Consider the following 21,366-nt stretch of genomic DNA (forward strand, 5'->3'; position numbering starts at 1 on the left):
CGTGTTGTTCTACTGGTTCCTGAAGTTCGTCGGCATCGGCCCCGTCGTGACGGTGCTGTTCCGTCCCCGCGCCGAAGGCACCGAGCACGTCCCGGCCCGCGGCGCGGCCATCATCGCCAGCAACCACCTGTCGGCGGCCGACTGGGTGTTCATGCCCCTGTCGATCAGGCGCCGGGTCACCTTCCTGGCCAAGGCCGAGTACTTCACCGGCTCGGGGGTGAAGGGCTTCTTCCAGCGTGCCTTCTTCTCCGGCGCCGGCCAGGTGCCGATCGACCGGACCAGCGCGTCGGCGGCCGAGGACGCGATCCAGACCGGGCTGCGCATCCTCCGGGGCGGCCAGATCCTGGGCATCTACCCCGAGGGGACGCGCTCGCCGGACGGCCGGCTCTACCGCGGCAAGATCGGTGTCGCCCGCATGGCGCTGCAGACCGGCGTCCCGGTCATCCCGGTGGCCATGACGTACTCGCACAAGAGGCTGCCGTTCGGCCGGAGGATCATGCGGGTGCACGTGCGCTTCGGGGAGCCGCTGGACTTCTCCCGCTACGAGGGCCTGGCCGGTGACCGCTTCGTCGAGCGCTCGATCACCGACGAGATCATGTACGAGATCATGACGCTCTCCGGGCAGGAGTACGTCGACGTCTACGGGGCATCGGTGAAGAAGTCGATGACGGCGGGCAGCAGCGCCGCGGACGCCGTCGCCACCCTCCAGCCGCCGGTGCGCGAGGCCGGCGACCGCGCGCCCACCTCCCTGGCGGGCTGACCCGCGCAGCAGGCGCTCACCGACCGGTGGTTCGACACCTGCTCCTGACGCTCAGCGGGCGGTGAGCCGGTCCAGGACCTCGCGCAGCAGCGCGATCAGCTCGGGCCGGCTCATCGCCGGCGCGTCGGCCCAGGAGCCGACGAGGTCCTCGGTGAAGGCGAACCAGGCCAGGACCAGCTGCCGGCGCAGCGCGTCGTCGGGCAGGTCGAGCGCGGTGAGCGCCACCTCGACCAGCCGCTGCCGGGTGTCGGCGTAGACCTCGGCCACCCACGGGTCGCCGCCGCCGGCGCCGCGCACGAACGCCAGGTGGCTCTCGCGGAAGGTCTCCACCCAGCCGACGTACCGGTCCAGCATGCCGGTGACCTGCTCGTCGGCCGGTGCACCGGGCTCGGGGAGCAGGTGCTCGAGCATGAGGTCGGCCGCCGCGCGGGTGACTGCCGTGTAGTACTCGCGCTTGGTCGCGAAGTAGTGGAACAGCAGGCTGCGGCTGATCCCGGCCCGGCGGGCCACCTCGTCGATGGTCAGCTCCTGGACCGGGGTGGTCGGCAGCAGCTCCAGGCCGATCTGCACCAGCTGCGCCCGGCGGTCGTCCGCCGAGCGGCGCGACCGGGACGCCGTCATCGCGCGGCGACGAGCAACCGCTCGAGCGCGTCGGCGACCAGGTGCGGGCGTTCCTGGATCAGCATGTGCCCGGTGCGCTCGGCGACGTGCAGCCGCGCGTCGGGCAGCGCCCCGGCCATCGTCCGACTGTGCCGCAGCGGCGTCAGCTTGTCGCTGTCGCCGACCAGGATCTCGACGGGGACGCCGGTGAGCGCGGCCAGCTCGGTGCGCTTGTCGTGCGCGCCGAGCGCCGGGTAGAACGCGGCGAAGGCGCGCACCGTCGAGGCGTGCATGATCTCGGCTCCGGCGACGACCATCTCGTCGGTCGCGTCCGCGCCGTAGAGCAGCTCGCGGACGATCTTCCGGTGCCGCGGACTGGCCGGGGGCACCAGCTGCCGGAGCCGCTCGATCGCCCGGGCGCCGGCGATCGCGGTGGTGACCAGGCCCGGGGCGAGCCGCACCTGCAGCCGCTCGGCCAGGGTCTCCCCGGGCGGGGCGAGCTCGCCGGCGGACGTCGAGACGAGGGCGACGCCACCGACCCGGTCGCCGAACAGCTCCGGGCGGGCCGCGGCCAGGCACATGATCGTCATGCCGCCCATCGAGTGCCCGCCGAGGACGACCGGCCCGGTCGGGACGAGCTGGTCGAGCAGGTCGCCGAGGTCGGCGCCGAGCTGGTCGATGGAGAGCTCGGCGACGTCGTCGGCGTAGCGGCCCCACGTCGAGCGGCCGTGCCCGCGCTGGTCGTAGCGGGGGATGAGGCGCAGCTCGCCGTCGGCCACCCGCGGGGCGAGCAGCGCGGCGACGTCGTCCCAGGCGGCCTGGGCGAGCGTCCAGCCGTGCGCGAGGACCACGGTGGCGGGCGCGTCGTCGGCACCGTCGACGACGGCGTGGACCAGCGCGCCGTCCCCGGTGCGGACGGCGGCGACGCGGCGCAGGACGGTCGGGGTGCTCACGCCGCCACCTCCGGGGTGCCCGCCGGTGCGCCGGCGGGGGTGCCGACGTAGTTCTCGCGGTCCAGCGTCCTCGTCAGCCTGCGGAACCGGAAGGTGAAGTCCGGCCACAGCGTGGTGTTGTGGCCGTGCTGGTCCAGGTACCAGCTGGCGCACCCGCCGCCGAGCCAGACGGTGCCCTTCGACTTCTCCGCGATCAGCGCGCGGTAGGCCTCCTGCGCCTCGCGCGTGGTCTCCAGGACCTCGAGGGCCTCGGCGTCCATGGTCTTCAGGGCGTCGTCGACGTAGTGCACCTGCGACTCGATCATGTAGACCATCGAGGTGTGGCCGACGCCCACGTTCGGGCCGACCAGCAGGAAGAGGTTGGGGAAGCCGGCGACGGTGGCGCTGCGGTTGCTGACCATGCCATCGGCCCACACCTCGGCGAGGCTGCGGCCGTCGCGCCCGCGGATCCGCTCCGCGATCGGCAGGTCGGTCACGTGGAAACCGGTCGCCAGCACGATCGTGTCGGTGGGCCGCTCGACGCCGTCGCGGGTGACGATCGAGTGCGGGCGCACCTCGGCGATGCCGGCGGTGACCAGCTCGGCGTTGGGCGCGGCGACGGCGGGGAAGTAGTCGTTGCTGATCAGGATGCGCTTGCAGCCGATCGTGTAGTCCGGGGTGAGCGCCGCGCGCAGCTTCGGGTCGCGCACCTGGCGCTCGAGGTGGGCCTTGGCCAGCGTGGCGACCGGCCGCAGGAAGCGGCGGTTCTTGGCCATCCCGATGACCAGGAACTCGCGGAAGAGGTAGAGCCCGCCGCGGATCGCCTTCTGCAGGCCGGGGACCGAGCGGTAGAGCCGGCGCATCCAGGGCTTCACCGGGTGGTCGGTGCGCGGCACCACCCAGGCGGGCGTGCGCTGGTAGACCGCGATGCTCTCGACCTGCGGCTGGATGGCCGGCACGACCTGGATGGCCGAGGCGCCGGTGCCGATGACGGCGACCTTCTCGCCGGTGAGGTCGTGGGCGGCGTCCCAGCGGGCGGAGTGCATGACCGTGCCGGCGAAGGAGTCCAGGCCGGCGATGTCGGGATAGGTGGGGTCGGCCAGCGCGCCGGCGGCCGAGACCAGGATGCGGGCGCCGAACACGCAGTGCCGTCGGACGTCGAACCGGTCCGCCGTCCGCTGCAGGTAGGCCTGGATCTCCGGCTGCTCGGAGTAGGAGCGGCCCCAGTCCGGGTTCAGCGCGAAGGAGAACGAGTAGAGGTTGGACTGCACGTCGCAGGCCGCGCCCGGATAGGTGTTGTCCCGCCACGTGCCGCCGACGGTCGTGGGCGCGCTCCAGGAGGACGAAGTCCGTCTCGCCCCGGCGGCGCAGCGCGATCGCCATGCAGAGGCCGGCGAAGCCCGATCCGATGATCGCCACGCCGACGTCCCGCACGGCGCCGTGGGGCTCCGGGGTGGGGGTGGGCTGGCTCTCGAGCGTGCTGGTCACCGATCGGCTCCTCGGGGTCGCGACTCCGGTTGCTGAGCAACGCTCAACAAGCTACAACGGCTTTCCAGCAGGCGCTCGGTCCGAGCGCCCGGGACCCGAGGAGCCGGCATGGCCTTCCGCACGAAGCGAACCCCCCTCGCCGGGAAGTCGGTGCTGATCACCGGCGCGGCCCGCGGCATCGGCGCGGCCCTGGCCCGCAAGGCCGCCGCCCGCGGCGCCCGGGTGGCGCTGGTCGGCCTGGAGCCCGACGAGCTGGCCCGCGTGGCCGACCAGCTCGGCCCCGAGCACCTCTGGGTGGAGGCCGACGTCACCGACCCCGACGCGCTCCGCTCGGCGGTCCAGCGGACCGTCGACACCTTCGGCGGGCTGGACGTCGTCGTCGCCAACGCCGGCATCGCGCCGCTGACCACGGTGATGACCTCCTCGGCGCACGCCCTGGCGCGGACCATCGAGGTCAACCTGACCGGCACGATGCTCACCGCGCACGCCGCGCTGCCCGAGATCGCGAAGCGGAAGGGGCACGTGCTGCTGGTCGCCTCCGCCGCCTCCTTCACCGTGCTGCCCGGGATGAGCGCCTACTGCGCGTCCAAGGCCGGGGTCGAGCGGTTCGGCGACGTGCTGCGGCTGGAGGTCGCGCACCGCGGGGTCACCGTGGCCAGCGCGCACCCGGTGTGGATCGACACCGACATGGTGCGCGACACCGAGGACGCGCTGCCCACCTTCAAGGCGGTGCGCGCGCAGCTGCCCGGCCCGCTGGGTTCGTTCACCTCGGTCGACGCCTGCGCCGAGGCGCTGGTCGACAACCTGGAGACGCGCCGCCGCCGCGTCTTCGTGCCCCGCTCGGTCGGCACGGTCGCCGCGCTGCGCCAGGTGGTCACCGGCGCGCTCTCGGAGAAGCTGGTCATGCGGGCCGCGGCCACCCAGGTGCCGCAGCTGGAGCGCGACATCGCCGCGCTCGACGGGCGCGAGTTCGGCGCCAACTCCGTCGGCAACCGCACCCCGGGCGCCTGACCGGGCGTCAGCCGGTCCAGCGGCCGGCGCGGCCGACGGCGTCCTTCCACCGGTCGTGCCGGCCGTCGTCCCGGCGGCCGGGCTCGGGGTCGAACCGGCGGTCCAGCGCCCAGGTGCGCGCCAGCTCGTCGGTCGACCCCCACACGCCGGTGCCCAGCCCGGCCAGGAACGCCGCGCCGAGCGCCGTCGTCTCGGTGACCACCGGACGGCGCACGGGGACGCCGAGCTGGTCGGCCTGCAGCTGCATCAGCAGGTCGTTGGCGCTCGCGCCGCCGTCGGCCGAGAGCTCCGGCACCGACAACCCGGCCTCGTCGACCATGACGTCGACGACGTCGCGCACCTCGAAGGCCAGCGCCTCGAGCGTGGCGCGGGCGATGTGCGCGCGGGTCGTGCCGCGGGTGAGGCCGAGGATCGCGCCGCGGGCGTGCGGGTCCCAGTGCGGGGCGCCCATGCCGGTGAGCGCCGGGACGAAGACGACGTCACCGGAGTCGGGGACGGTGCGGGCCAGCCCCTCGATCTCGGCCGCGGAGTCGATGAGGCCCAGCCCGTCGCGCAGCCACTGCACCGCGGCGCCGGTGACGAAGATGGCGCCCTCGAGGGCGTAGACCAGCCCGTCGCCGAGGTCCCAGGCGACGGTGGTGAGCAGCCCGGCGTCCGACCGGACCGGTGTCGAGCCGGTGTTGGTGAGCACGAACGAGCCGGTGCCGTAGGTGCACTTGCTGTCGCCGGGGGAGAAGCACGCCTGCCCGAAGAGCGCGGCCTGCTGGTCGCCGGCCATGCCGGCGATGGGCAGCGACAGCCCGAGGAAGGCGTCGGGGTCGGTGGTGCCGACGACGCCGGAGTTCGGCACCAGCTCGGGCAGCGCGGCGCGGGGGACGTCGAACAGGTCGCACAGCTCGTCGGACCACTCGCCCTTCGCCAGGTCGAACAGCAGCGTGCGGCTGGCGTTGCTCGGGTCGGTGACGTGCACCGCGCCGCCGGTGAGCCGGGCGATCAGGTACGAGTCGACGGTGCCCAGCGCCAGCGCGCCGTCCCGGACGCCGGCCCACGTGCGCGGCTCGTGCTCGGCCAGCCAGGCGAACTTCGTGCCGGTGAAGTACGGGTCCAGGCGCAGGCCGGTGAGCTCGGCGACGCGCGGCTCGACGCCGTGGGCGCGCAGCCGGTCGCAGATGCCGGTGGTGCGGCGGTCCTGCCAGACGATGGCCGGGCGGGGGGAGTGCAGGGTGCGCCGGTCCCACAGGACGGCGGTCTCGCGCTGGTCGGTGATCCCGATGCAGGTGGGCCGGTCGGGGGCGGCGGCCAGGGCCTCGCGGCAGGCGGCGACGGTCGCCGTCCAGATGTCGTCGGGCTCGTGCTCCACCCAGCCGGGGCGGGGGAAGAGCTGGGCGAACTCTCGGTAGCCGCGGGCCTGGACGTCGCCGTCCTCACCCACGACGAGCGCCGTCACCCCGGTGGTACCTGCGTCGATGGCCAAGACCGGCATGCCCGCGAACCTAGCGCTCTCGACCGGCGACCGGCTGCCGTGGCGGGGATGATCGCCGGGTGACCACAGGCATCGAGCTCGTCCGCCCGCCGACGCTGAGCGCGCCCGCCCCCTGCGCCTACGCCGCCGTCACCGACCCCGGCCGGATGGTCTACACCGCCGGCGCGTGCCCGCTGGACGCCGACGGTGCCACGGTGGCCGTCGGCGACGTCACCGGCCAGGCGCGCCAGGTGATGACGAACCTGCGGACGGCGCTGGAGGCGGCCGGCGCCGGGCTCCGCGACGTCCTGAAGACGACGGTCTACGTGGCGACCGCCGACCGCGCCGACCTGCTCGCCGCGTGGGCCGTCGTCCGCGAGGAGCTGGGCGACCACGACGCCCCGAGCACCCTGGTGGGGGTCACCCTGCTCGGCTACCCGGACCAGCTCGTCGAGGTCGAAGCGGTGGCGGTGCGGGACAGCTGGCAGGAGCCCGGGCCCCCGCACGCCGGCTGATCGGCTCACGGGTCGAGCGGTGCCCGATCACCGTCGGTAGCGATCGAGGGTGAGATCGGGGTGAGGCGGCGTTCCGAACGGGTGAATCCCCTTCTGCCGGTGACTGCGCGTAGCTGACGCTCCCCTTGCTCGACGGGAGCGACTCGGAACTGCCCCGTCGTGGTTCACGGGGGAACACCGGGCACGGGGGAGCGGTCACGGCCGCGATCGTCGCTCTGGGTGCGCCCAGGGAACTGCCCGCCGGTGCCGAACGCGCGCCGGCCGGGAGCGTCCTCCTCACGGAAGCGATCCCTCCATGAAGCGCACCACCGCATCGCTGCTCACCGGCGCTCTCGCCGCCGGCACCTTCGCCACGCTCGCCACCCTGGCGCCGGGCCTCGCCTCGGCCAGCGCCTGTGGTTCCCAGGAGGTCGAGGCCCTCGGTGCCGGCAGCGGCTTCGTCGTCACCACCCGCGACGGTGACACCCAGGGCCTGCTCGGCTCCGCCGAGCTGCGCGACCAGCCGGACAACCTCTGGCTGACCGCGGCCCAGGGCAACGGCAAGGTCACCGTCACCTACCCGATCTCGGTCGAAGGTGTGCCGCTGGCCGGCCAGACCGCGCAGTCGAACTACGGATACGAGTTCCAGCGCGGCGACGCGCTGCCGGTCGGCTCGGCCGGCGGCGGCGACGTCACCTACGAGATGGTGCTCGACTACAACGGCCCGGCCGTCGCGGGCGGCTTCACCACGCTGGTCTTCGAGCCGTACTACCAGTCGCAGGCCGGCAAGCAGAACACCTGGTGGAGCACCCGGGACCTGCCCGGGCTGCCGGACCGGACCGGCCACGGCTCGCCCAACTGGGGCACGCTCGACGAGATCAGCCTGGCCCAGCCGGACGCGGTCATCCAGTCCTTCGGCATCAACCTGAACGGCACCTCGGCCACCGGCTTCCAGGCCTCGGTCGACTCGGTGACGTTCGGCTGCAACACGTTCGTCTTCGACCTGGCCAACCGGGCGCCCAGCGCCTCGGTCGCGGTGAACGACGCGGGCGACGCCGACTACCGGACCTTCATCCTGTCCGGCCGCGGCTCCTCTGACCCGGACGCCGGCGACGCGCTCTCCTACGCCTGGACGGTGACCAACAAGGCGACCAACGCGGTCGTGAGCACCAGCACGGCCAGCCAGTACCAGGTCTCGGTCCCGAACGGACCCGGCACCTACACGGCCAGCCTGACCGTCACCGACCGGGACGGGCTCACCTCGACCGCGGCCGCGGACTTCACCGCGACGCCGCCGTCGAACACCGTCAACACCGGCACCAAGCTGCCCAACACCGGCGCCTCGGTGATCGGTCTGGCGGTCCTCACCGGGACGGCCGTGGCCGCCGGTGGCGCGGGCACGGTGCTGTCCCGCCGTCGCCGCAACGGCAGCGCCCTCTGATCAGGACGTCGTAGGGGAGAGGAGGTCCACCGTGCTCCGCAGGATCGTCAGCGGCGTCTCGCAGCTGGTGCTCACCGCCGGCCTGGTGGGCCTCCTCTTCCTCGTCCACCAGGTCTACGTGACCGACTGGCTCTCCGACCGCCAGCAGGAGCAGGTTGCTGACGACCTGCGGGAGGAGTGGGCGGCCCCCGCGGTGCCCGCCCCCGCCGGTCCGGAGTTCGGTGACGCCTTCGCCTTCCTGCACGTGCCGGAGTTCGGCGCCGGCTGGGCGCCGCGGGCGGTGGTCGAGGGCGTCGACCCGGATGAACTGGCCGAGGGGCCGGGGCACTACCCGGGCACCGCACTGCCCGGCGAGATCGGCAACTTCGCCCTCGCCGGCCACCGCATCGGCCAGGGGAGCCCGTTCGGCGCGCTCGACCGGCTCGAGAGCCCGGCGACCAGCTCGTCGTCGAGACGGTGGACACCTGGTTCACCTACCGCGTCACCGAGCAGCTGGTCGTCGACCCCGCGGACGTCAGCGTCGTGGCAGCAGTCCCCGGGAAGCCCTCGGCCTGGGCCGACGACGCCTACATCACGCTGACCACCTGCCACCCGAAGTTCTCCAACCGGGAGCGCCTGGTGGTGCACGGGGTCCTCGAGTCGGCGGCGTCGAAGGCCGAGCTGCCCGAGGGGCCGGCCGTCCTGGCGTCCCGTTCCTAGCTCCCGCCTACCGTGGTCGCCGTGCGCCGCTTCTTCTACGACACCGAGTTCATCGAGGACGGCACCACGATCGACCTGGTCTCGATCGGCGTCGTGGACGAGACCGGGCGCGAGTTCTACGCCGTCAGCACCCAGTTCGACGAGCGCAAGGCCATCCCGTGGGTGCGGCGCAACGTGCTCGACCAGCTGCCGCCGCCGGCCGACAAGGCCTGGCGCACCCGCGACCGCATCCGCGACGACCTGCTCGCCTTCCTCACCGGCCCGGGCGAGGAGGTCGAGCTGTGGGCCTGGTTCGCCGCCTACGACCACGTCGCCCTGGCCCAGCTGTGGGGCGCGATGACCGCGCTGCCCCGGCCGATCCCGCGGTTCACCCGCGAGCTGCGGCAGCGCTGGGACGACCGCGGCCGGCCGCCGCTGCCGCCCAAGCCCGACGGCGTGCACGACGCGCTGGTCGACGCCCGCTACAACCTCGCCCGCTGGAAGGCCATGGAAGCCGGGCGCTGATCTCTGCCAGAGTGCACCGCGTGGCAGAGATCAGCGCCGTCCGCGCGCGCACCGTCCTGGCCCGCGCGTTCACCGACGACCCGCTCATGGTCTGGTTCTTCCCCGACCCCGACGTGCGGCCGCACGCGTGCGCGGCGCTGTTCGGCCTGTTCGCCGAGCACTACCTGACCGAGGGCCGGGTCGACGTGCTGCACCGCCCGGATCCCGTCGGCGTGGCCATGTGGCGGTGGCCGGCCCCCGCGCCGGACGACGCCGCGGACGCCGGGCCCGACGAGCTGCCCTCGATGGGCGGGCTGATGACCGCGCTCATGGGCCCCGAGCGCGCCCTCGAGGTGGGCACGGCCATGGGCTCGCTCACCGCGCACCGCCCGGCCGAGCCGCACGCCTACCTCCACCTGCTCGGCGTCGACCCCGGCAGCTGGCACCGCGGCGGCGGCGGGGAGCTGCTCGAGCGCGGCCTGACGGCTACCCGGGAGGCCGGCCTGGTCGCCTGCCTGGACACGATGAACCCGGCCAACGTGCCGTTCTACGAGGGCCACGGCTTCGCCGTCCGCGCCGAGACGCAGCTCGCGCCCGACGGACCCACGACCTGGTCGATGGCGACCGGCTGAACCGGCCGCACGAGGGCACCACCTGCGGCATCATGTGCTCTGCCCACCTGGCAGCGGCACGGCCCTTCGCGGAGGAACGCATGCGCATCGGCATCCTGACCGGCGGCGGCGACTGCCCCGGCCTCAACGCGGTCATCCGCGCGGTGGTCCGCAAGGGGATCGGGGTGCACGGCGACGAGATCGTCGGCTTCCGCGACGGCTGGCGGGGCGCGATCGAGGGCGACACCGTCCCGCTGGACCTCGCCGCCGTCCGCGGCATCCTGCCCCGCGGCGGCACCGTGCTGGGCACCTCGCGCACCAACCCCTACGCCGTGGCCGACGGCGGGGAGCGCGTGCTGGCCACCCTCGAGCGGCTCGGCATCGACGCGCTGATCCCCATCGGCGGCGAGGACACCCTCGGCGTCGCGACCCGGCTGGCCGAGGCCGGCGTCGCCGTCGTCGGCGTGCCGAAGACGATCGACAACGACCTCGACGCCACCGACTACACCTTCGGCTTCGACACCGCCGTGGGCGTGGCGACCGAGGCGATCGACCGGCTGCACACCACCGGCGACAGCCACCACCGCACGCTCGTGGTCGAGGTGATGGGGCGGCACGCCGGCTGGATCGCGCTGCACGCGGGCATGGCCGGGGGCGCCAACGTCGTCCTCATCCCGGAGAAGCCGTTCGACGTCGACGCCGTCGTCGGGCACTGCCTGTCCCGCTTCGAGTCGGGCTTCTCGCCGATCGTCGTCGTCTCGGAGGGGGCCGCACCCGTCGACGGTGCCCTGCAGCTGGCGACGGGGGAGAAGGACGCCTTCGGCCACGTCCGCCTCGGCGGGATCGGCGCGGCGCTGGCCGCGGTCATCGAGGAGCGCACCAACCGCGAGGCGCGGGCCGTCGTCCTCGGGCACGTCCAGCGCGGGGGGACGCCGTCGCCGTTCGATCGGGTGCTGGCCACCCGCTTCGGGCTGGCCGCGATCGACGCCGTGCACGACGGCGCGTCCGGGATCATGGTCGCCCTGCGCGGCACCGACATCGTCCGGGTGCGGCTCAGCGAGGCCACCGCGCAGCTGAAGCTGGTGCCCCCGGAGCGCTACGCGGAGGCCGAGGTCTTCTTCGGGTGAGGCGTCTCTCCCGGAGCCCGGGAGCGCGCGCCGTACCCTCGGGTACGTGACTCTCACCGATCCTGCCGAGCTCGTCCCCGGTCTGGACCGGTGGCGGGAGCTGCCCGCCGCCCAGCAACCGGCCTGGCCCGACCGCGCCGCGCTCGACGCCGTGCTCGGCACGCTGTCCACCGTGCCGCCGATCGTCGCGCCCAGCGAGGTCGACGCGCTGCGCGCCCAGCTCGCCGACGTGGCCCAGGGCAGGGCCTTCCTGCTCCAGGGCGGCGACTGCGCCGAGACCTTCGACCTCAACACCGAGCCGCACCTGCAGGCGACCACGCGGACGCTGTTGCAGATGGCCGTCGTCCTCACCTACGGGGCGAGCGTGCCGGTGGTGAAGGTCGGCCGGGTCGCCGGCCAGTACGCCAAGCCCCGCTCGTCGGACACCGACGCCCTGGGCCTGCCCTCCTACCGCGGCGACATGGTCAACGACCTGGAGCCGGTGCTGGAGAAGCGCATCCCCGACCCGTACCGCCTGGTGCGCGCCTACGCGAACTCCGCCGCGGCGATGAACATGATCCGCGCCTACGCCAAGGGCGGCCTGGCCGACCTGCACGCGGTGCACAACTGGAACCAGGACTTCGTCGCCAGCTCGCCGGCCGGCGTGCGGTACGAGGTCATCGCCCGCGAGATCGACCGGGCCCTGGCGTTCATGAAGGCCTGCGGCGTCGACTCCGAGGCGCTGCGCGCCGTGGAGCTCTACAACTCGCACGAGGCGCTGATCCTGGACTACGAGCGAGCCCTGCTGCGCATGCACGAGGGCCGCCCCTACGCGCTGAGCGCCCACTTCGTGTGGGTGGGGGAGCGCACCCGGCAGATGGACGGCGCGCACATCGAGTTCGTCTCCAAGCTGGCCAACCCGATCGGGGTCAAGATCGGCCCGACGACGACGCCGGAGCAGGCCACCGAGCTCGTCGAGCGGCTGGACCCCGAGGGTCTCCCGGGCAAGCTGACGCTGATCAGCCGGATGGGCAACGGCAAGATCCGCGACGTCCTGCCGGCGATCGTCGAGAAGGTCACCGCCAGCGGCCACCAGGTCGTGTGGCAGTGCGACCCGATGCACGGCAACACCCACGAGTCGCCCAGCGGCTACAAGACCCGCCACTTCGACCGCGTCGTCGACGAGGTGCTCGGCTTCTTCGACGTGCACCGCGGGCTGGGCACCTGGCCCGGCGGCATCCACGTCGAGCTCACCGGCGAGGACGTCACCGAGTGCCTCGGTGGCGCGATGGAGATCAGCGACGAGGACCTCAACAGCCGCTACGAGACCGCCTGCGACCCGCGGCTGAACACCGGGCAGTCCCTGGAGCTGGCGTTCCTCGTCGCCGAGATGCTGCGCGGGTGACGGCGCTCGTCGACCTCCGCTCGGACACCGTCACCCGGCCCACCGCCGGGATGCGGGCGGCGATGGCCGACGCCGAGGTCGGGGACGACGTCTACGGCGAGGACGTCACCGTCCGCGCGCTGGAGGAGCGGACGGCGGCGCTGTTCGGTCACGAGGCGGCGCTGTTCGTGCCGTCGGGGACCATGGGCAACCAGATCGGGATGCGCCTGGTCTGCGAGCCGGGCCAGGAGGTGCTCTGCGACGCCGACGCGCACGTGGTCACCTACGAGATGGGTGCCGCGGCCGCGGTCTTCGGCATCTCCACGCGCACCGTCGTCTCCGACCGCGGCCGGCTGGACGCCGACGCGCTGATCGCCCAGGTCCGCCCCCGGGGTGACTGGCACCTCACCGCGACCGCGGCGATCGCCGTGGAGAACACGCACAACCGCGGCTTCGGCCGGGTCCAGCCGCTGGGCGAGCTGGAGGCGCTGTGGGCGTGGTCGCGGGGCGCCGGGGTCGCGGTGCATCTCGACGGCGCCCGCATCTGGAACGCGCACGTCGCCTCCGGGGTCGCGCTGGACACCTACGGCCGGCTGGCCGACACGGCCTCGGTCTGCTTCTCCAAGGGCCTGGGGGCGCCGGTCGGCTCGGTGCTGGTCGGCTCGGCCGAGCGCATCGCGACCGCCCGGCTCTGGCGCAAGCGGCTCGGCGGCGGCATGCGCCAGGTCGGCGTGCTGGCCGCCGCCTGCCTGTACGCGCTGGAGCACCACCTGCCGCGGCTCGGCGAGGACCACGCGCGGGCGCAGGCGCTGGCCACGCGGCTCGGCGTCGACCCGGCGTCGGTGGAGACGAACATGGTCGTCCTCGACGACGTGAACGCGCCGGTGCTCGCCGAGGCGGCCAAGGCGCAGGGCGTGCTCGTCTCGCAGGTGAGCCCGACCCGTGTCCGCCTGGTGACGCACCTCGACGTCGACGACGCCGCGGTCGACCGCGCCGGCGCCGTGCTCACGGAGCTGCTCGCCCGCTGACCCATGATCAGCACGCGCTCGTGGTGGTCGGGCGACGGTCGTGGGCAGCCATGAGCGCGTGCTGATCACGCGAGCAGCGCTGCGGCGATCCGGTCGAGGAGCGCCCCGGGGTCCCGCATGTCCGCGGCCGTGACGAACAGGACCCGCCAGCCGGCGGCCAGCAGGCGGTTCATGCGGGCCCGGTCCTCGCCGAGCTGCGACGGCCCACCGTGCCAGGCGCCGTCGTACTCCACGGCCAGCTTCTGGTCCGGGAACGCGAAGTCGACCCGCGCCACGAAGCGCCGGTCGTGCCGGATCTCCAGCTGCGCGACCGGTGCCGGCAGCGAGCTCCGGTGGAGCAGCAGCCGAAGACGGGTCTCCGGCGGCGATTGGGCCAGGCCGTCGGCGAGACCGGCGACCCGACGCGCCTGAGCGCTGCCACGGCAGCGCGGCAGCCGGGCGGCCGCCTCGCGCACGTCGTCGAGGAACGCGACCCGGGAGTGCACGAGGCGATCGAGGAGCACGACGGCGTCGTCCAGCGGGCCGCGTCGGATGAGGTCGAGGGCCGTCCGGGTCCGGCCGGTGTACCGCAGCCGGCCGTCGGTGACGACGTCGTCGGACGGCGCCGCCTGGCGGACGACGACGCCGGGCCCAGGGTTCCAGCGGACCCCGGGCGGGAGAACCAGCTCGACGGGATCCTCCGGGCCGGCGAAGGGGTCGCGCATGCTCCACCACGAGGCCGCGGTCAGTCCGGCGAACACGGTCTGCGGTGGTGCGACGAGGGCGACGGCCCGCGCCGCGAGGTCGTGCGTGATCGGCAGCTGTGCGCTGCAGTAGACGTCCTGGCGGAGCCGGCGCCACCGTGGTCCGCGCAGCTGCGCCCGGGTCACGAGGCCCTCGCGCAGGGCGTCGCTGCCGCGGAAGACGTCGTCCTGGGGAAGTGCCACGGTCGGAGACGATCGTCGATCAGGTCCGAGCGCCGCGGCGCCGTCCACAGGCATGATCATCCCGCACCAGTGGCTGCTCGGTCCACCGGTCGGGCAGCCCTCAGTGCGGGGTGATCACCGAGCCGCGGGCAGGCTCAGAAGCCGCGCCTCCCGCGCGACCGGAACCTACGGACCGGCGGGGTCCGGGATCGAGCGAGTTGAGCAGCTTGATGTCCGCGGCGTGGCCGCCGCACGGGTCGCCGTCCTTCTCCGACGGCGTCTCGACGACGACGGGGACGCCGGCCATCGAGGGGTGCGCCAGCAGCTCGGCGAACGGCGCGACCCCGATAGAGCCCTCGCCGATGGTGGTGTGCCGGTCCCGCTTCGACCCGCACCCGTCGAGCGAGTCGTTGGCGTGCACCAGGCCCAGCCGGCCCGGACCGACGGTGGACTCGAGCAGGTCGAGGGTCGCCGCCATCCCGCCGGGGGTGACCAGGTCGTGCCCGGCCGCCCAGATGTGGCAGGTGTCGAAGCAGACGCCGACCAGCGGGTGGTCCTCGAGCGCGGCGAAGTACGGGCCGAGCTCCTCGACGGTGGCCGCCAGCGCCTTGCCGCCGCCGGCGGTCGGCTCGATCAGCAGCCGCGGCCCGGCCGGGTCGGCGGCCTCGAGCACCGGCAGCAGCCGCTCGTGCAGCTGCCGCAGCGCGTGCTCGTAGCGGTCCTCGCCGACGGCGGAGCCCGCGTGCACGACCACGCCCTGGCAGCCCAGCTGGGCGCCGCGGGCCAGGTTGTGCGCGATCGAGGCGATGGACTGCTCGACCGTGGCCTCGGTGGGGGAGCCGACGTTCACCAGGAACGGTGTGTGGATGAAGGAGGGCACGCCGCGCTCGGTGCAGCCGGCGGTGAACAGCGCGTCCTGCGCGGGGTCGCCGGGGGTCAGCCTCCAGCCGCGCGGGTTGCCGACGAACACCTGGACGGCGGCCGCACCGACGGCGTCGGTGTACGGGAGTCCGCCCTTGGCCAGGCCGCCCTTGATCTGGATGTGCGCGCCGATGGGCGGCACACGCGAGGGAGTGCTCACGGAGGAGGTGCCTATCCGAACGTCAGGAGGATGGTGATCTTGGAGCCCTGCTCGACGGTCTCGCCCGGGCTCACGCTCTGCCGGAAGACGCGGTTGCCGAAGAACCGGGTGGACTCCACCTGCAACCCGACCGCCTCGAGCGCGGCGGTCGCCTCGGCCTCGTTCATGCCGACGACGTCGGGCACGGTGACCAGCGGAACGCCCGCCGAGACCTGGATCGTCACGGTGCTGCGATAGGGCGCCTCGCGACCGGGGGCGGGCTCGATCGCCATGACCTCGCCCTTGTCGACGTCGGCGCTGCGGCCGTCGTCCGCCCGCTCCACGCTGAAACCGAGCGCCTCCAGGTTGGCCACCGCCTGCTCCGGCGACTGGCCGGTCACGTCGGGGACGCCGACCGGCGCGTGGCCCTTGCTGACCAGCATGGTGACCACCTGGTCGCGCTGCAGCGCAGAACCGGGGGCGGGGTCGAAGCCGGTGACCAGGCCGGCGTCCACGTCGTTGTCGTAGACGTCGCTGCGGGTGACCTGCACCGGCACGGTCTCCTGCAGCTCGGCCTCCACCTCGTCGGCGGGGCGGCCCACGAGCTCGGCCGGGACGGTGTAGCGCTCCGGCCCCTTGGAGACGACGACCCGCACGTCGGTGCCGCGGATGGCCTCGCGGCCGGCCACGGGGTCGGTGGAGATCACGGTGCCCGCCGCCACGGTCTCGCTCCACTCCTCGACCACCGGCTTCGGGTCCAGGCCCGCGTCCTGCAGCAGGTCGACGGCGGCCTCGCGGGACTTGCCCACCAGGGCGGGGACGTCGGTCCAGCGGCCGCTGCCCATCCACCAGCCGATCGCGCCGATGGTGATCGCCAGCAGGACGACGACGGCGACGGCGAAGCGAGCCCGGCGCCGGCGGATGTGCTGCGGCACGCCGGGACGCGCCCGGTCGATGCCGGGGCGGCGGCCCTGCACGTCGGTCGTGGGGCCGGCGCCCATGCCCGGCATGGCGGTGGTGCGGCCGCCGCGCTGCGCGCCGAGCACGGCGGTCCCCGGGTTGCTGGGGTGCCGCGGGCGGGTGGGCCGGTTGGTGGGGCGGAGCGTGCCGGGGCCGGCGGTGCTTCGGCCGGTGGGCACCGGCACCGGCTCGATGCCGACGTCCTTGCGCACGTCGGCGAGCTCGGCGAGGAACGCGCCCGCGTCGATCGGCCGCCCGGCCGGGTCGCGGCGGGTACCGCGCGCGACCAGCTCGTCGACCGCCCACGGCAGCCCGGGCACCTCGGCCGACGGCGCGGGGACGTCGTGGTGCACGTGCTGGTAGGCCACCGCGAGCGGGGTGTCGCCGCCGTACGGCGGGTGCCCGGTGAGCATCTCGTACAGCACGATGCCGGCGGCGTAGATGTCGGAGCGGGCGTCGGCGCGGCCGCGCTCCAGCTGCTCGGGGGAGAGGTAGGCGACGGTGCCTATGAGCACGCCGCCGGTCTGGCTGGTCTGCCCGGTGCCGACGACGGCGCGGGCCAGCCCGAAGTCGGCGACCTTGACCACGCCGTCGACGCCGATGAGGACGTTCTCCGGCTTGATGTCGCGGTGCACGATGCCGGCGCGGTGCGCGGCGGTGAGCCCCGACAGCACCGGCTCGAGGACGGCGAACGCCTCGGCCACGGTGAGCCGGCCGCGGGCGGTCAGCAGGTCGCGCAGGGTGCGGCCGCGCACCAGCTCCATGACGAGGAACACCAGGCCCTGGTCGCTGCCCTGGTCGCTGACGCCGACGACGTTGGGGTGGCTGAGCATCGCCGCGGCCCGCGCCTCGCGGGTGAACCGGTCGACGAAGGTGGGGTCGTGGGCCAGGTGCTCGGCCATGACCTTGACCGCGACGGTCTTGTGCAGCCGCAGGTCGGTGGCCGAGTAGACGGTGGACATGCCCCCGCGCGCCACCCGCTCCTCGAGGCGGTAGCGCCCCTCGAGTACGAGCCCGACCACGGGGTCGGTCACGGCGGTGTCCACCTGATCGAGTGTAGGAGGGCCGGGGGCCGGCGGAGGCCCACACGCGCGAGCGGGGCCGGTGCGATGGGTTCTCCTGTCACACCGGCCCCAGGACCCCTCAGCCCAGGTCCAGACCCGGGTAGAGCGGGTGCGCGGCGAGCAGCTCGGCGGTGGCGGAGCGGGTCCGGTCGGCCAGCCCGTCGGTGAGCACGTACTTGGCCTTGGAGACGCCACCGTCCCGCGTCGCGGTCGGCGTGGCGCCGGTGAGGACGTCGACGATGAGCTCCGCCGTCCGGTCGAACTCTTCCGAGCCGAAGCCGCGGGTGGTGAGCGCCGGGGTGCCCAGGCGGACGCCGGAGGTGTACCAGGCGCCGTTCGGGTCGGCCGGGATGGCGTTGCGGTTGGTGACGATGCCCGCGTCCAGCAGCGCGGACTCGGCCTGCCGGCCGGTGAGGCCGAAGGCTGTGACGTCGAGCAGCACGAGGTGGTTGTCGGTGCCGCCGGTGACCAGGCGGGCGCCGCGCTTCCCCAGGCCCTCGGCCAGGCTCTGCGCGTTGTCGGCGACCTGCTGGGCGTAACCGGCGAACTCGGGACGGCGGGCCTCGGCGAACGCGACGGCCTTGGCGGCCATGACGTGCGGCAGCGGGCCGCCGAGCACCATCGGGCAGCCGCGGTCGACGGACTCGGCGAACTCCTCCTGGGCGAGCACGAACCCGCCGCGGGGGCCGCGCAGCGACTTGTGGCTGGTGCTGGTGACGACGTGGGCGTGCGGCACCGGGTCGAAGTCGCCGGTGAGCACCTTGCCGGCGACCAGCCCGGCGAAGTGCGCCATGTCGACGACGAGCGTGGCGCCCACCTCGTCGGCGATCTCGCGCATCGTCGCGAAGTTCACCCGGCGCGGGTAGGCGGAGTAGCCGGCCATGAGGATCAGCGGCTTGAACTCGCGGGCCCGCGCGCGGACGGCGTCGTAGTCGAGCAGCTCGGTCGACGGGTCGGTGCCGTAGGAGGACTGCTCGAACATCTTGCCGCTGATGTTCGGGCGGAAGCCGTGGGTGAGGTGGCCGCCGGCGTCGAGGGACATGCCGAGCATGCGCTGGTCGCCCAGGGCGCGGCGCAGGGTGGCCCAGTCGGCCTCGGTGAGGCCGTTGACGTGCTTGGCGCCGGCCTGCTGGAGGGCGGGCAGCTCCACCCGCTGGGCGAGCACGGCCCAGAAGGCGACCAGGTTGGCGTCGATGCCGGAGTGCGGCTGGACGTAGGCGTAGGGGGCGCCGAACAGCTCGCGGGCGTGCTCGGCGGCGAGCGCCTCGACGGTGTCGACGTTCTGGCAGCCGGCGTAGAAGCGGTGCCCGACGGTGCCCTCGGCGTACTTGTCGCTGAACCAGTTGCCCATGGTGAGCAGCACGGCGGGGCTGGCGTAGTTCTCGCTGGCGATCAGCTTGAGCGACTCGCGCTGGTCGGTGAGCTCCTGGCTGATCGCGGCGGCGACCCGGGGCTCGACGGCGCCGATCACCTGCAGCGCGCTGCGGTAGGCGTCGGAGGCCGTGGCCGCGTCGAAGGCGGTGGCCGGGGTCGTGGAAGGCGCGGTGGTCATGGGGTTCTCCTGGCCGGCATCGTCAACAGGGGGCGCCCAGGCGCGCGGCAGGGGGTGCAGGGCCGCTCCCCGGTGGGTGCCCACCTCTTCGCGCCAGTCACGGCCCGGGTCGAGGTTATCGCGCGGCCACGACCGTGTCGCGGGGCACCGACCGGACGTCGTCCAGGCCGCACAGCGCCATGGTGTGCGCGAGCTCCTCGCCGAGCCCGGTCAGGACGCGCGTGACGCCGTCGGCACCGCCGGAGGCCAGGCCCCAGATCGTGGGCCGCCCGACGAACACCGCCCGCGCCCCGAGCGCCAGCGCGGTGAGCGCGTCCGAGCCGGAGCGGATGCCGCCGTCGGCGTAGACCTCGACGTCGTCGCCGACGGCGTCCACCACCTCGGGCAGCGCGTGCGCGCTGGCGACGGCCGGATCGACCTGCCGCCCGCCGTGGGTGGAGACCCAGACGGCCGACGCCCCGGTCTGCACGCAGCGGGTGGCGTCGTCGCCGCGCAGCACGCCCTTGACGACGACGGGCAGGCCGGAGAGGTCGGCGAAGCGGGGGATGTCGTCGAAGGTCCAGGTCGCCGTCGCGAGGTCCTGCAGGCCCGGCCGGTCGCCGTCACCGGGGTGGTTGGCCATCCGCAGGCCCGCGGGCAGGGCGAAGTCGTGCCGCAGGTCGCGGCGTCGGCGGCCCAGCAGCGGCAGGTCGACGGTGAGCACGAGGGCGGCGTACCCGGCGTCGCCGGCGCGGCGGGCCAGGTCGTCGGTGTGCGCGCCGGAGTGCAGCCGGTAGAGCTGGAACCACCGGGGCGAGCCGCCGGCCTCGGCCGCGACCTCCTCGAGCGTGTGCGTGGCGCTGGTCGAGACGGTCATCAGCGACCCGGCGGCCGCCGCGCCGCGGGCGGTGGCCAGCTCGCCGTCCGCGTGCGCCATGCCCTGGTAGGCCCACGGCGCGACGCCGATCGGGGAGCGCACCGGGCTGCCCAGCAGCTCGGTGTCCAGCGGGACGGCGGTGACGCCGCGCAGCACGCGGGGCCGCAGCCGCCACGACCGCCAGGAGCCCGGCGCCTCGCGCAGCGTCGTCTCGGACTCCGCCCCGCCGGCGTAGTAGTCGAAGACGTCGGCGGGCAGCCGCTCGCGCGCGTCGTCCTCGAGCCGCTCCAGATCGAGGAAGGGCGGCTCCCGGTCCTCCGGGGTCTCCTCGCCCACGGCACGCCGTCGCTGCCCCGGCACCGGGCTGTCGGCTGGGGATGGATGCGCCATAGGCTCGCACCCTATGGACACGTTGACGCCTGCGGAGGTCGCCCAGCTCCTCGGCACCTCGCCGAACCGGGTCCGGCAGCTGCTGCGCGACCGGAAGCTGATGGCCGTCCCCGGCAGCGGCAACGGCAAGATCCCCGCCGCCTTCGTCCAGGACGGCGTGATCCTCAAGCACCTGCCCGGGCTGCTGACCGTGCTCAAGGACGGCGGCTTCACCGACGAGCAGGCCTTCGAGTGGCTGTTCCGCGAGGACGACACGCTCCCCGGCACGCCGGTGCAGGCGTTGCGCGACGACCGGCACACCGAGGTCACCCGCCGGGCGCAGGCCCTGGCGTTCTGACGCCGGCGCATCCGGCGCACCGCCCGGGACGGAAGGACCTGCCGTGGAGCAGCTGACCTACCTCGGGCTGCTCGTGGGCTGCCTGATGGTGACCGCGCCGCTGGAGCTGGTGCTCGGCGTGCGGGTCTACGCCCGCTGGCGGCGGTTCCTGCTCGCGGTGCTCCCGGAGTTCACCGTCTTCGTCGTCTGGGTGCTGTACGCGATCGCGCAGGGGCACTGGGACTACTCGGCCACCCGCACCCTCGACGTGCGGCTGCCCGGCGGGATCCCGCTGGAGGAGGCGCTGTTCTTCCTCGTCGTCCCGCTGTGCTCGGTGCTCGCCCTGGAGGCGGTGCGGAGGGTGACGGGGTGGGACGCCGGCTACCCGGCTGAGGAGGCGGAGCGCGGGCGATGACCTACTCGACCCTGGCGGTGACCGCCGTCGTCGCCGTCCTGGTGGTGGACCTGTTCGGCTACCGCACCCGCATGGTGACCCGGAAGGCGTACTGGACCGCGTACGCGATCATCGTGTCCTTCCAGCTGCTGATGAACGGCGTGCTCACCGGCCTGGACGTCGTCGTCTACGACGAGCGGACCATCTGGGGCCCGCGGATCGCCTACGCGCCGGTCGAGGACCTGCTGTTCGGCTGGGCCATGGTCACCCTCACCCTGGCCAGCTGGGCGGCGGTCAACCGGCGGGCGAACACCGCCAGGCGGCGCGGGGTCGAGACCGACACCCGCCCGTCGAGCACCCGGTAGCCGAC

The 21,366-nt window shown here is 74.0% G+C and carries 22 protein-coding genes, 1 pseudogene and 1 riboswitch; of the genes and pseudogenes, 14 read left to right on the forward strand and 9 right to left on the reverse strand.

Annotation, left to right across the window (positions count from 1 at the left end; genetic code table 11):
- Position 1 precedes the first annotated feature (1 nt).
- Positions 2-760, forward strand: a complete 759-nt coding sequence (locus tag JKP75_RS07155; RefSeq protein ID WP_309229602.1) for a lysophospholipid acyltransferase family protein — start codon at positions 2-4, stop codon at positions 758-760.
- 51 nt (positions 761-811) lie between these two features.
- Here the strand turns inward: JKP75_RS07155 and JKP75_RS07160 are convergent, their stop codons facing one another.
- From JKP75_RS07160 to JKP75_RS07170, 3 genes are read right to left on the reverse strand one after another with little or no spacing between them, the layout of a single operon-like run.
- Entirely contained in the window at positions 812-1,381 is a 570-nt protein-coding gene (locus tag JKP75_RS07160; protein ID WP_200492002.1) for a TetR/AcrR family transcriptional regulator, read from the reverse strand.
- The gene (locus tag JKP75_RS07165) at positions 1,378-2,313 is read right to left on the reverse strand and encodes an alpha/beta fold hydrolase (protein WP_200492892.1); all 936 of its coding nucleotides are present in this window, start codon (positions 2,311-2,313) and stop codon (positions 1,378-1,380) included. The genes JKP75_RS07160 and JKP75_RS07165 overlap by 4 nt, the downstream gene beginning before the upstream one ends.
- Positions 2,310-3,563, reverse strand: coding sequence for an NAD(P)/FAD-dependent oxidoreductase (locus JKP75_RS07170; protein WP_309229603.1), 1,254 nt, complete (start codon positions 3,561-3,563; stop codon positions 2,310-2,312). Before JKP75_RS07170 ends, JKP75_RS07165 begins: the two co-directional genes overlap by 4 nt.
- Before the next feature lie 325 nt (positions 3,564-3,888).
- Here JKP75_RS07170 and JKP75_RS07175 point away from each other — a divergent pair, with 325 nt between their 5' ends.
- Positions 3,889-4,791: an SDR family oxidoreductase gene (locus tag JKP75_RS07175; RefSeq protein WP_200492000.1), complete on the forward strand. Its 903-nt coding sequence runs from the start codon at positions 3,889-3,891 to the stop codon at positions 4,789-4,791.
- Positions 4,792-4,798: 7 nt separating this feature from the next.
- Here the strand turns inward: JKP75_RS07175 and glpK are convergent, their stop codons facing one another.
- A complete protein-coding gene (gene glpK / locus JKP75_RS07180) occupies positions 4,799-6,274 on the reverse strand; it encodes a glycerol kinase GlpK (RefSeq protein ID WP_200491999.1) in 1,476 nt (491 codons plus the stop codon).
- A 59-nt stretch (positions 6,275-6,333) separates the two neighbouring features.
- Here glpK and JKP75_RS07185 point away from each other — a divergent pair, with 59 nt between their 5' ends.
- The 9 genes and pseudogenes from JKP75_RS07185 to JKP75_RS07220 all read left to right on the forward strand — a co-directional run bounded on the left by JKP75_RS07185 (position 6,334) and on the right by JKP75_RS07220 (position 13,499).
- Positions 6,334-6,768: a RidA family protein gene (locus tag JKP75_RS07185; protein ID WP_200492893.1), complete on the forward strand. Its 435-nt coding sequence runs from the start codon at positions 6,334-6,336 to the stop codon at positions 6,766-6,768.
- A 295-nt stretch (positions 6,769-7,063) separates the two neighbouring features.
- Positions 7,064-8,188, forward strand: a complete 1,125-nt coding sequence (locus JKP75_RS07190) for an LPXTG cell wall anchor domain-containing protein (protein WP_200492894.1) — start codon at positions 7,064-7,066, stop codon at positions 8,186-8,188.
- Positions 8,189-8,468: 280 nt separating this feature from the next.
- Positions 8,469-8,552, forward strand: a pseudogene (locus tag JKP75_RS23730) (class E sortase); the annotation flags it as partial.
- 92 nt (positions 8,553-8,644) lie between these two features.
- Entirely contained in the window at positions 8,645-8,887 is a 243-nt protein-coding gene (locus tag JKP75_RS22575) for a sortase domain-bontaining protein (protein ID WP_309229604.1), read from the forward strand.
- 21 nt (positions 8,888-8,908) lie between these two features.
- Positions 8,909-9,391, forward strand: coding sequence for a polyadenylate-specific 3'-exoribonuclease AS (locus JKP75_RS07200; protein WP_200491995.1), 483 nt, complete (start codon positions 8,909-8,911; stop codon positions 9,389-9,391).
- A gap of 20 nt (positions 9,392-9,411) precedes the next feature.
- Positions 9,412-10,002, forward strand: coding sequence for a GNAT family N-acetyltransferase (locus tag JKP75_RS23735; protein WP_200491994.1), 591 nt, complete (start codon positions 9,412-9,414; stop codon positions 10,000-10,002).
- A gap of 80 nt (positions 10,003-10,082) precedes the next feature.
- Positions 10,083-11,108 (forward strand): 6-phosphofructokinase, encoded by a 1,026-nt coding sequence (locus JKP75_RS07210; RefSeq protein WP_200491993.1) that lies wholly within the window; start codon positions 10,083-10,085, stop codon positions 11,106-11,108.
- Positions 11,109-11,154: 46 nt separating this feature from the next.
- Positions 11,155-12,492, forward strand: coding sequence for a class II 3-deoxy-7-phosphoheptulonate synthase (locus JKP75_RS07215; RefSeq protein ID WP_200491992.1), 1,338 nt, complete (start codon positions 11,155-11,157; stop codon positions 12,490-12,492).
- Positions 12,489-13,499 carry a GntG family PLP-dependent aldolase gene (locus tag JKP75_RS07220; RefSeq protein ID WP_309229605.1) on the forward strand — a complete coding sequence of 337 codons (1,011 nt, stop codon included), beginning with the start codon at positions 12,489-12,491 and terminating at the stop codon, positions 13,497-13,499. The genes JKP75_RS07215 and JKP75_RS07220 overlap by 4 nt, the downstream gene beginning before the upstream one ends.
- 65 nt (positions 13,500-13,564) lie before the next feature.
- On the opposite strand, the gene JKP75_RS07225 is transcribed toward JKP75_RS07220, so the two are convergent.
- The 5 genes from JKP75_RS07225 to JKP75_RS07245 all read right to left on the reverse strand — a co-directional run bounded on the left by JKP75_RS07225 (position 13,565) and on the right by JKP75_RS07245 (position 20,232).
- The gene (locus tag JKP75_RS07225) at positions 13,565-14,425 is read right to left on the reverse strand and encodes a DUF559 domain-containing protein (RefSeq protein ID WP_309229606.1); all 861 of its coding nucleotides are present in this window, start codon (positions 14,423-14,425) and stop codon (positions 13,565-13,567) included.
- A gap of 100 nt (positions 14,426-14,525) precedes the next feature.
- Positions 14,526-15,485, reverse strand: coding sequence for a deoxyribonuclease IV (locus tag JKP75_RS07230; protein ID WP_309229607.1), 960 nt, complete (start codon positions 15,483-15,485; stop codon positions 14,526-14,528).
- 11 nt (positions 15,486-15,496) lie between these two features.
- On the reverse strand, positions 15,497-17,470 hold the full coding sequence (pknB, locus tag JKP75_RS07235) for a Stk1 family PASTA domain-containing Ser/Thr kinase (RefSeq protein WP_200492895.1): 1,974 nt from the start codon (positions 17,468-17,470) through the stop codon (positions 15,497-15,499).
- A 97-nt stretch (positions 17,471-17,567) separates the two neighbouring features.
- On the reverse strand, positions 17,568-19,040 hold the full coding sequence (locus JKP75_RS07240; RefSeq protein WP_200491991.1) for a glycine hydroxymethyltransferase: 1,473 nt from the start codon (positions 19,038-19,040) through the stop codon (positions 17,568-17,570).
- 27 nt (positions 19,041-19,067) lie between these two features.
- Positions 19,068-19,151: riboswitch (ZMP/ZTP riboswitch) on the reverse strand.
- 4 nt (positions 19,152-19,155) lie between these two features.
- The gene (locus JKP75_RS07245) at positions 19,156-20,232 is read right to left on the reverse strand and encodes an alpha-hydroxy acid oxidase (RefSeq protein ID WP_309229608.1); all 1,077 of its coding nucleotides are present in this window, start codon (positions 20,230-20,232) and stop codon (positions 19,156-19,158) included.
- A gap of 67 nt (positions 20,233-20,299) precedes the next feature.
- On the opposite strand from JKP75_RS07245, the gene JKP75_RS07250 reads away from it, so the two are divergent.
- From JKP75_RS07250 to JKP75_RS20820, 3 genes are read left to right on the forward strand one after another with little or no spacing between them, the layout of a single operon-like run.
- The gene (locus JKP75_RS07250; RefSeq protein WP_200491989.1) at positions 20,300-20,623 is read left to right on the forward strand and encodes an Rv2175c family DNA-binding protein; all 324 of its coding nucleotides are present in this window, start codon (positions 20,300-20,302) and stop codon (positions 20,621-20,623) included.
- 43 nt (positions 20,624-20,666) lie between these two features.
- Positions 20,667-21,017 (forward strand): lycopene cyclase domain-containing protein, encoded by a 351-nt coding sequence (locus JKP75_RS07255; RefSeq protein WP_200491988.1) that lies wholly within the window; start codon positions 20,667-20,669, stop codon positions 21,015-21,017.
- The gene (locus JKP75_RS20820; protein WP_242472821.1) at positions 21,014-21,361 is read left to right on the forward strand and encodes a lycopene cyclase domain-containing protein; all 348 of its coding nucleotides are present in this window, start codon (positions 21,014-21,016) and stop codon (positions 21,359-21,361) included. Before JKP75_RS07255 ends, JKP75_RS20820 begins: the two co-directional genes overlap by 4 nt.
- The last annotated feature ends 5 nt before the right edge of the window (positions 21,362-21,366 follow it).

The organism is Blastococcus sp. TML/M2B, from assembly GCF_016612865.1.
GTDB lineage: Bacteria > Actinomycetota > Actinomycetes > Mycobacteriales > Geodermatophilaceae > Blastococcus.

Excerpts from the sequence above, each read along its gene's own strand:
- JKP75_RS07250 (WP_200491989.1), top strand. The coding sequence starts at position 20,300 with ATGGACACGTTGACGCCTGCGGAGGTCGCCCAGCTCCTCGGCACCTCG.
- JKP75_RS20820 (WP_242472821.1), top strand. The coding sequence starts at position 21,014 with ATGACCTACTCGACCCTGGCGGTGACCGCCGTCGTCGCCGTCCTGGTG.
- JKP75_RS07175 (WP_200492000.1), top strand. The coding sequence starts at position 3,889 with ATGGCCTTCCGCACGAAGCGAACCCCCCTCGCCGGGAAGTCGGTGCTG.
- JKP75_RS07160 (WP_200492002.1), bottom strand. The coding sequence starts at position 1,381 with ATGACGGCGTCCCGGTCGCGCCGCTCGGCGGACGACCGCCGGGCGCAG.
- JKP75_RS07240 (WP_200491991.1), bottom strand. The coding sequence starts at position 19,040 with ATGACCACCGCGCCTTCCACGACCCCGGCCACCGCCTTCGACGCGGCC.
- JKP75_RS07190 (WP_200492894.1), top strand. The coding sequence starts at position 7,064 with ATGAAGCGCACCACCGCATCGCTGCTCACCGGCGCTCTCGCCGCCGGC.
- JKP75_RS07210 (WP_200491993.1), top strand. The coding sequence starts at position 10,083 with ATGCGCATCGGCATCCTGACCGGCGGCGGCGACTGCCCCGGCCTCAAC.
- glpK (WP_200491999.1), bottom strand. The coding sequence starts at position 6,274 with ATGCCGGTCTTGGCCATCGACGCAGGTACCACCGGGGTGACGGCGCTC.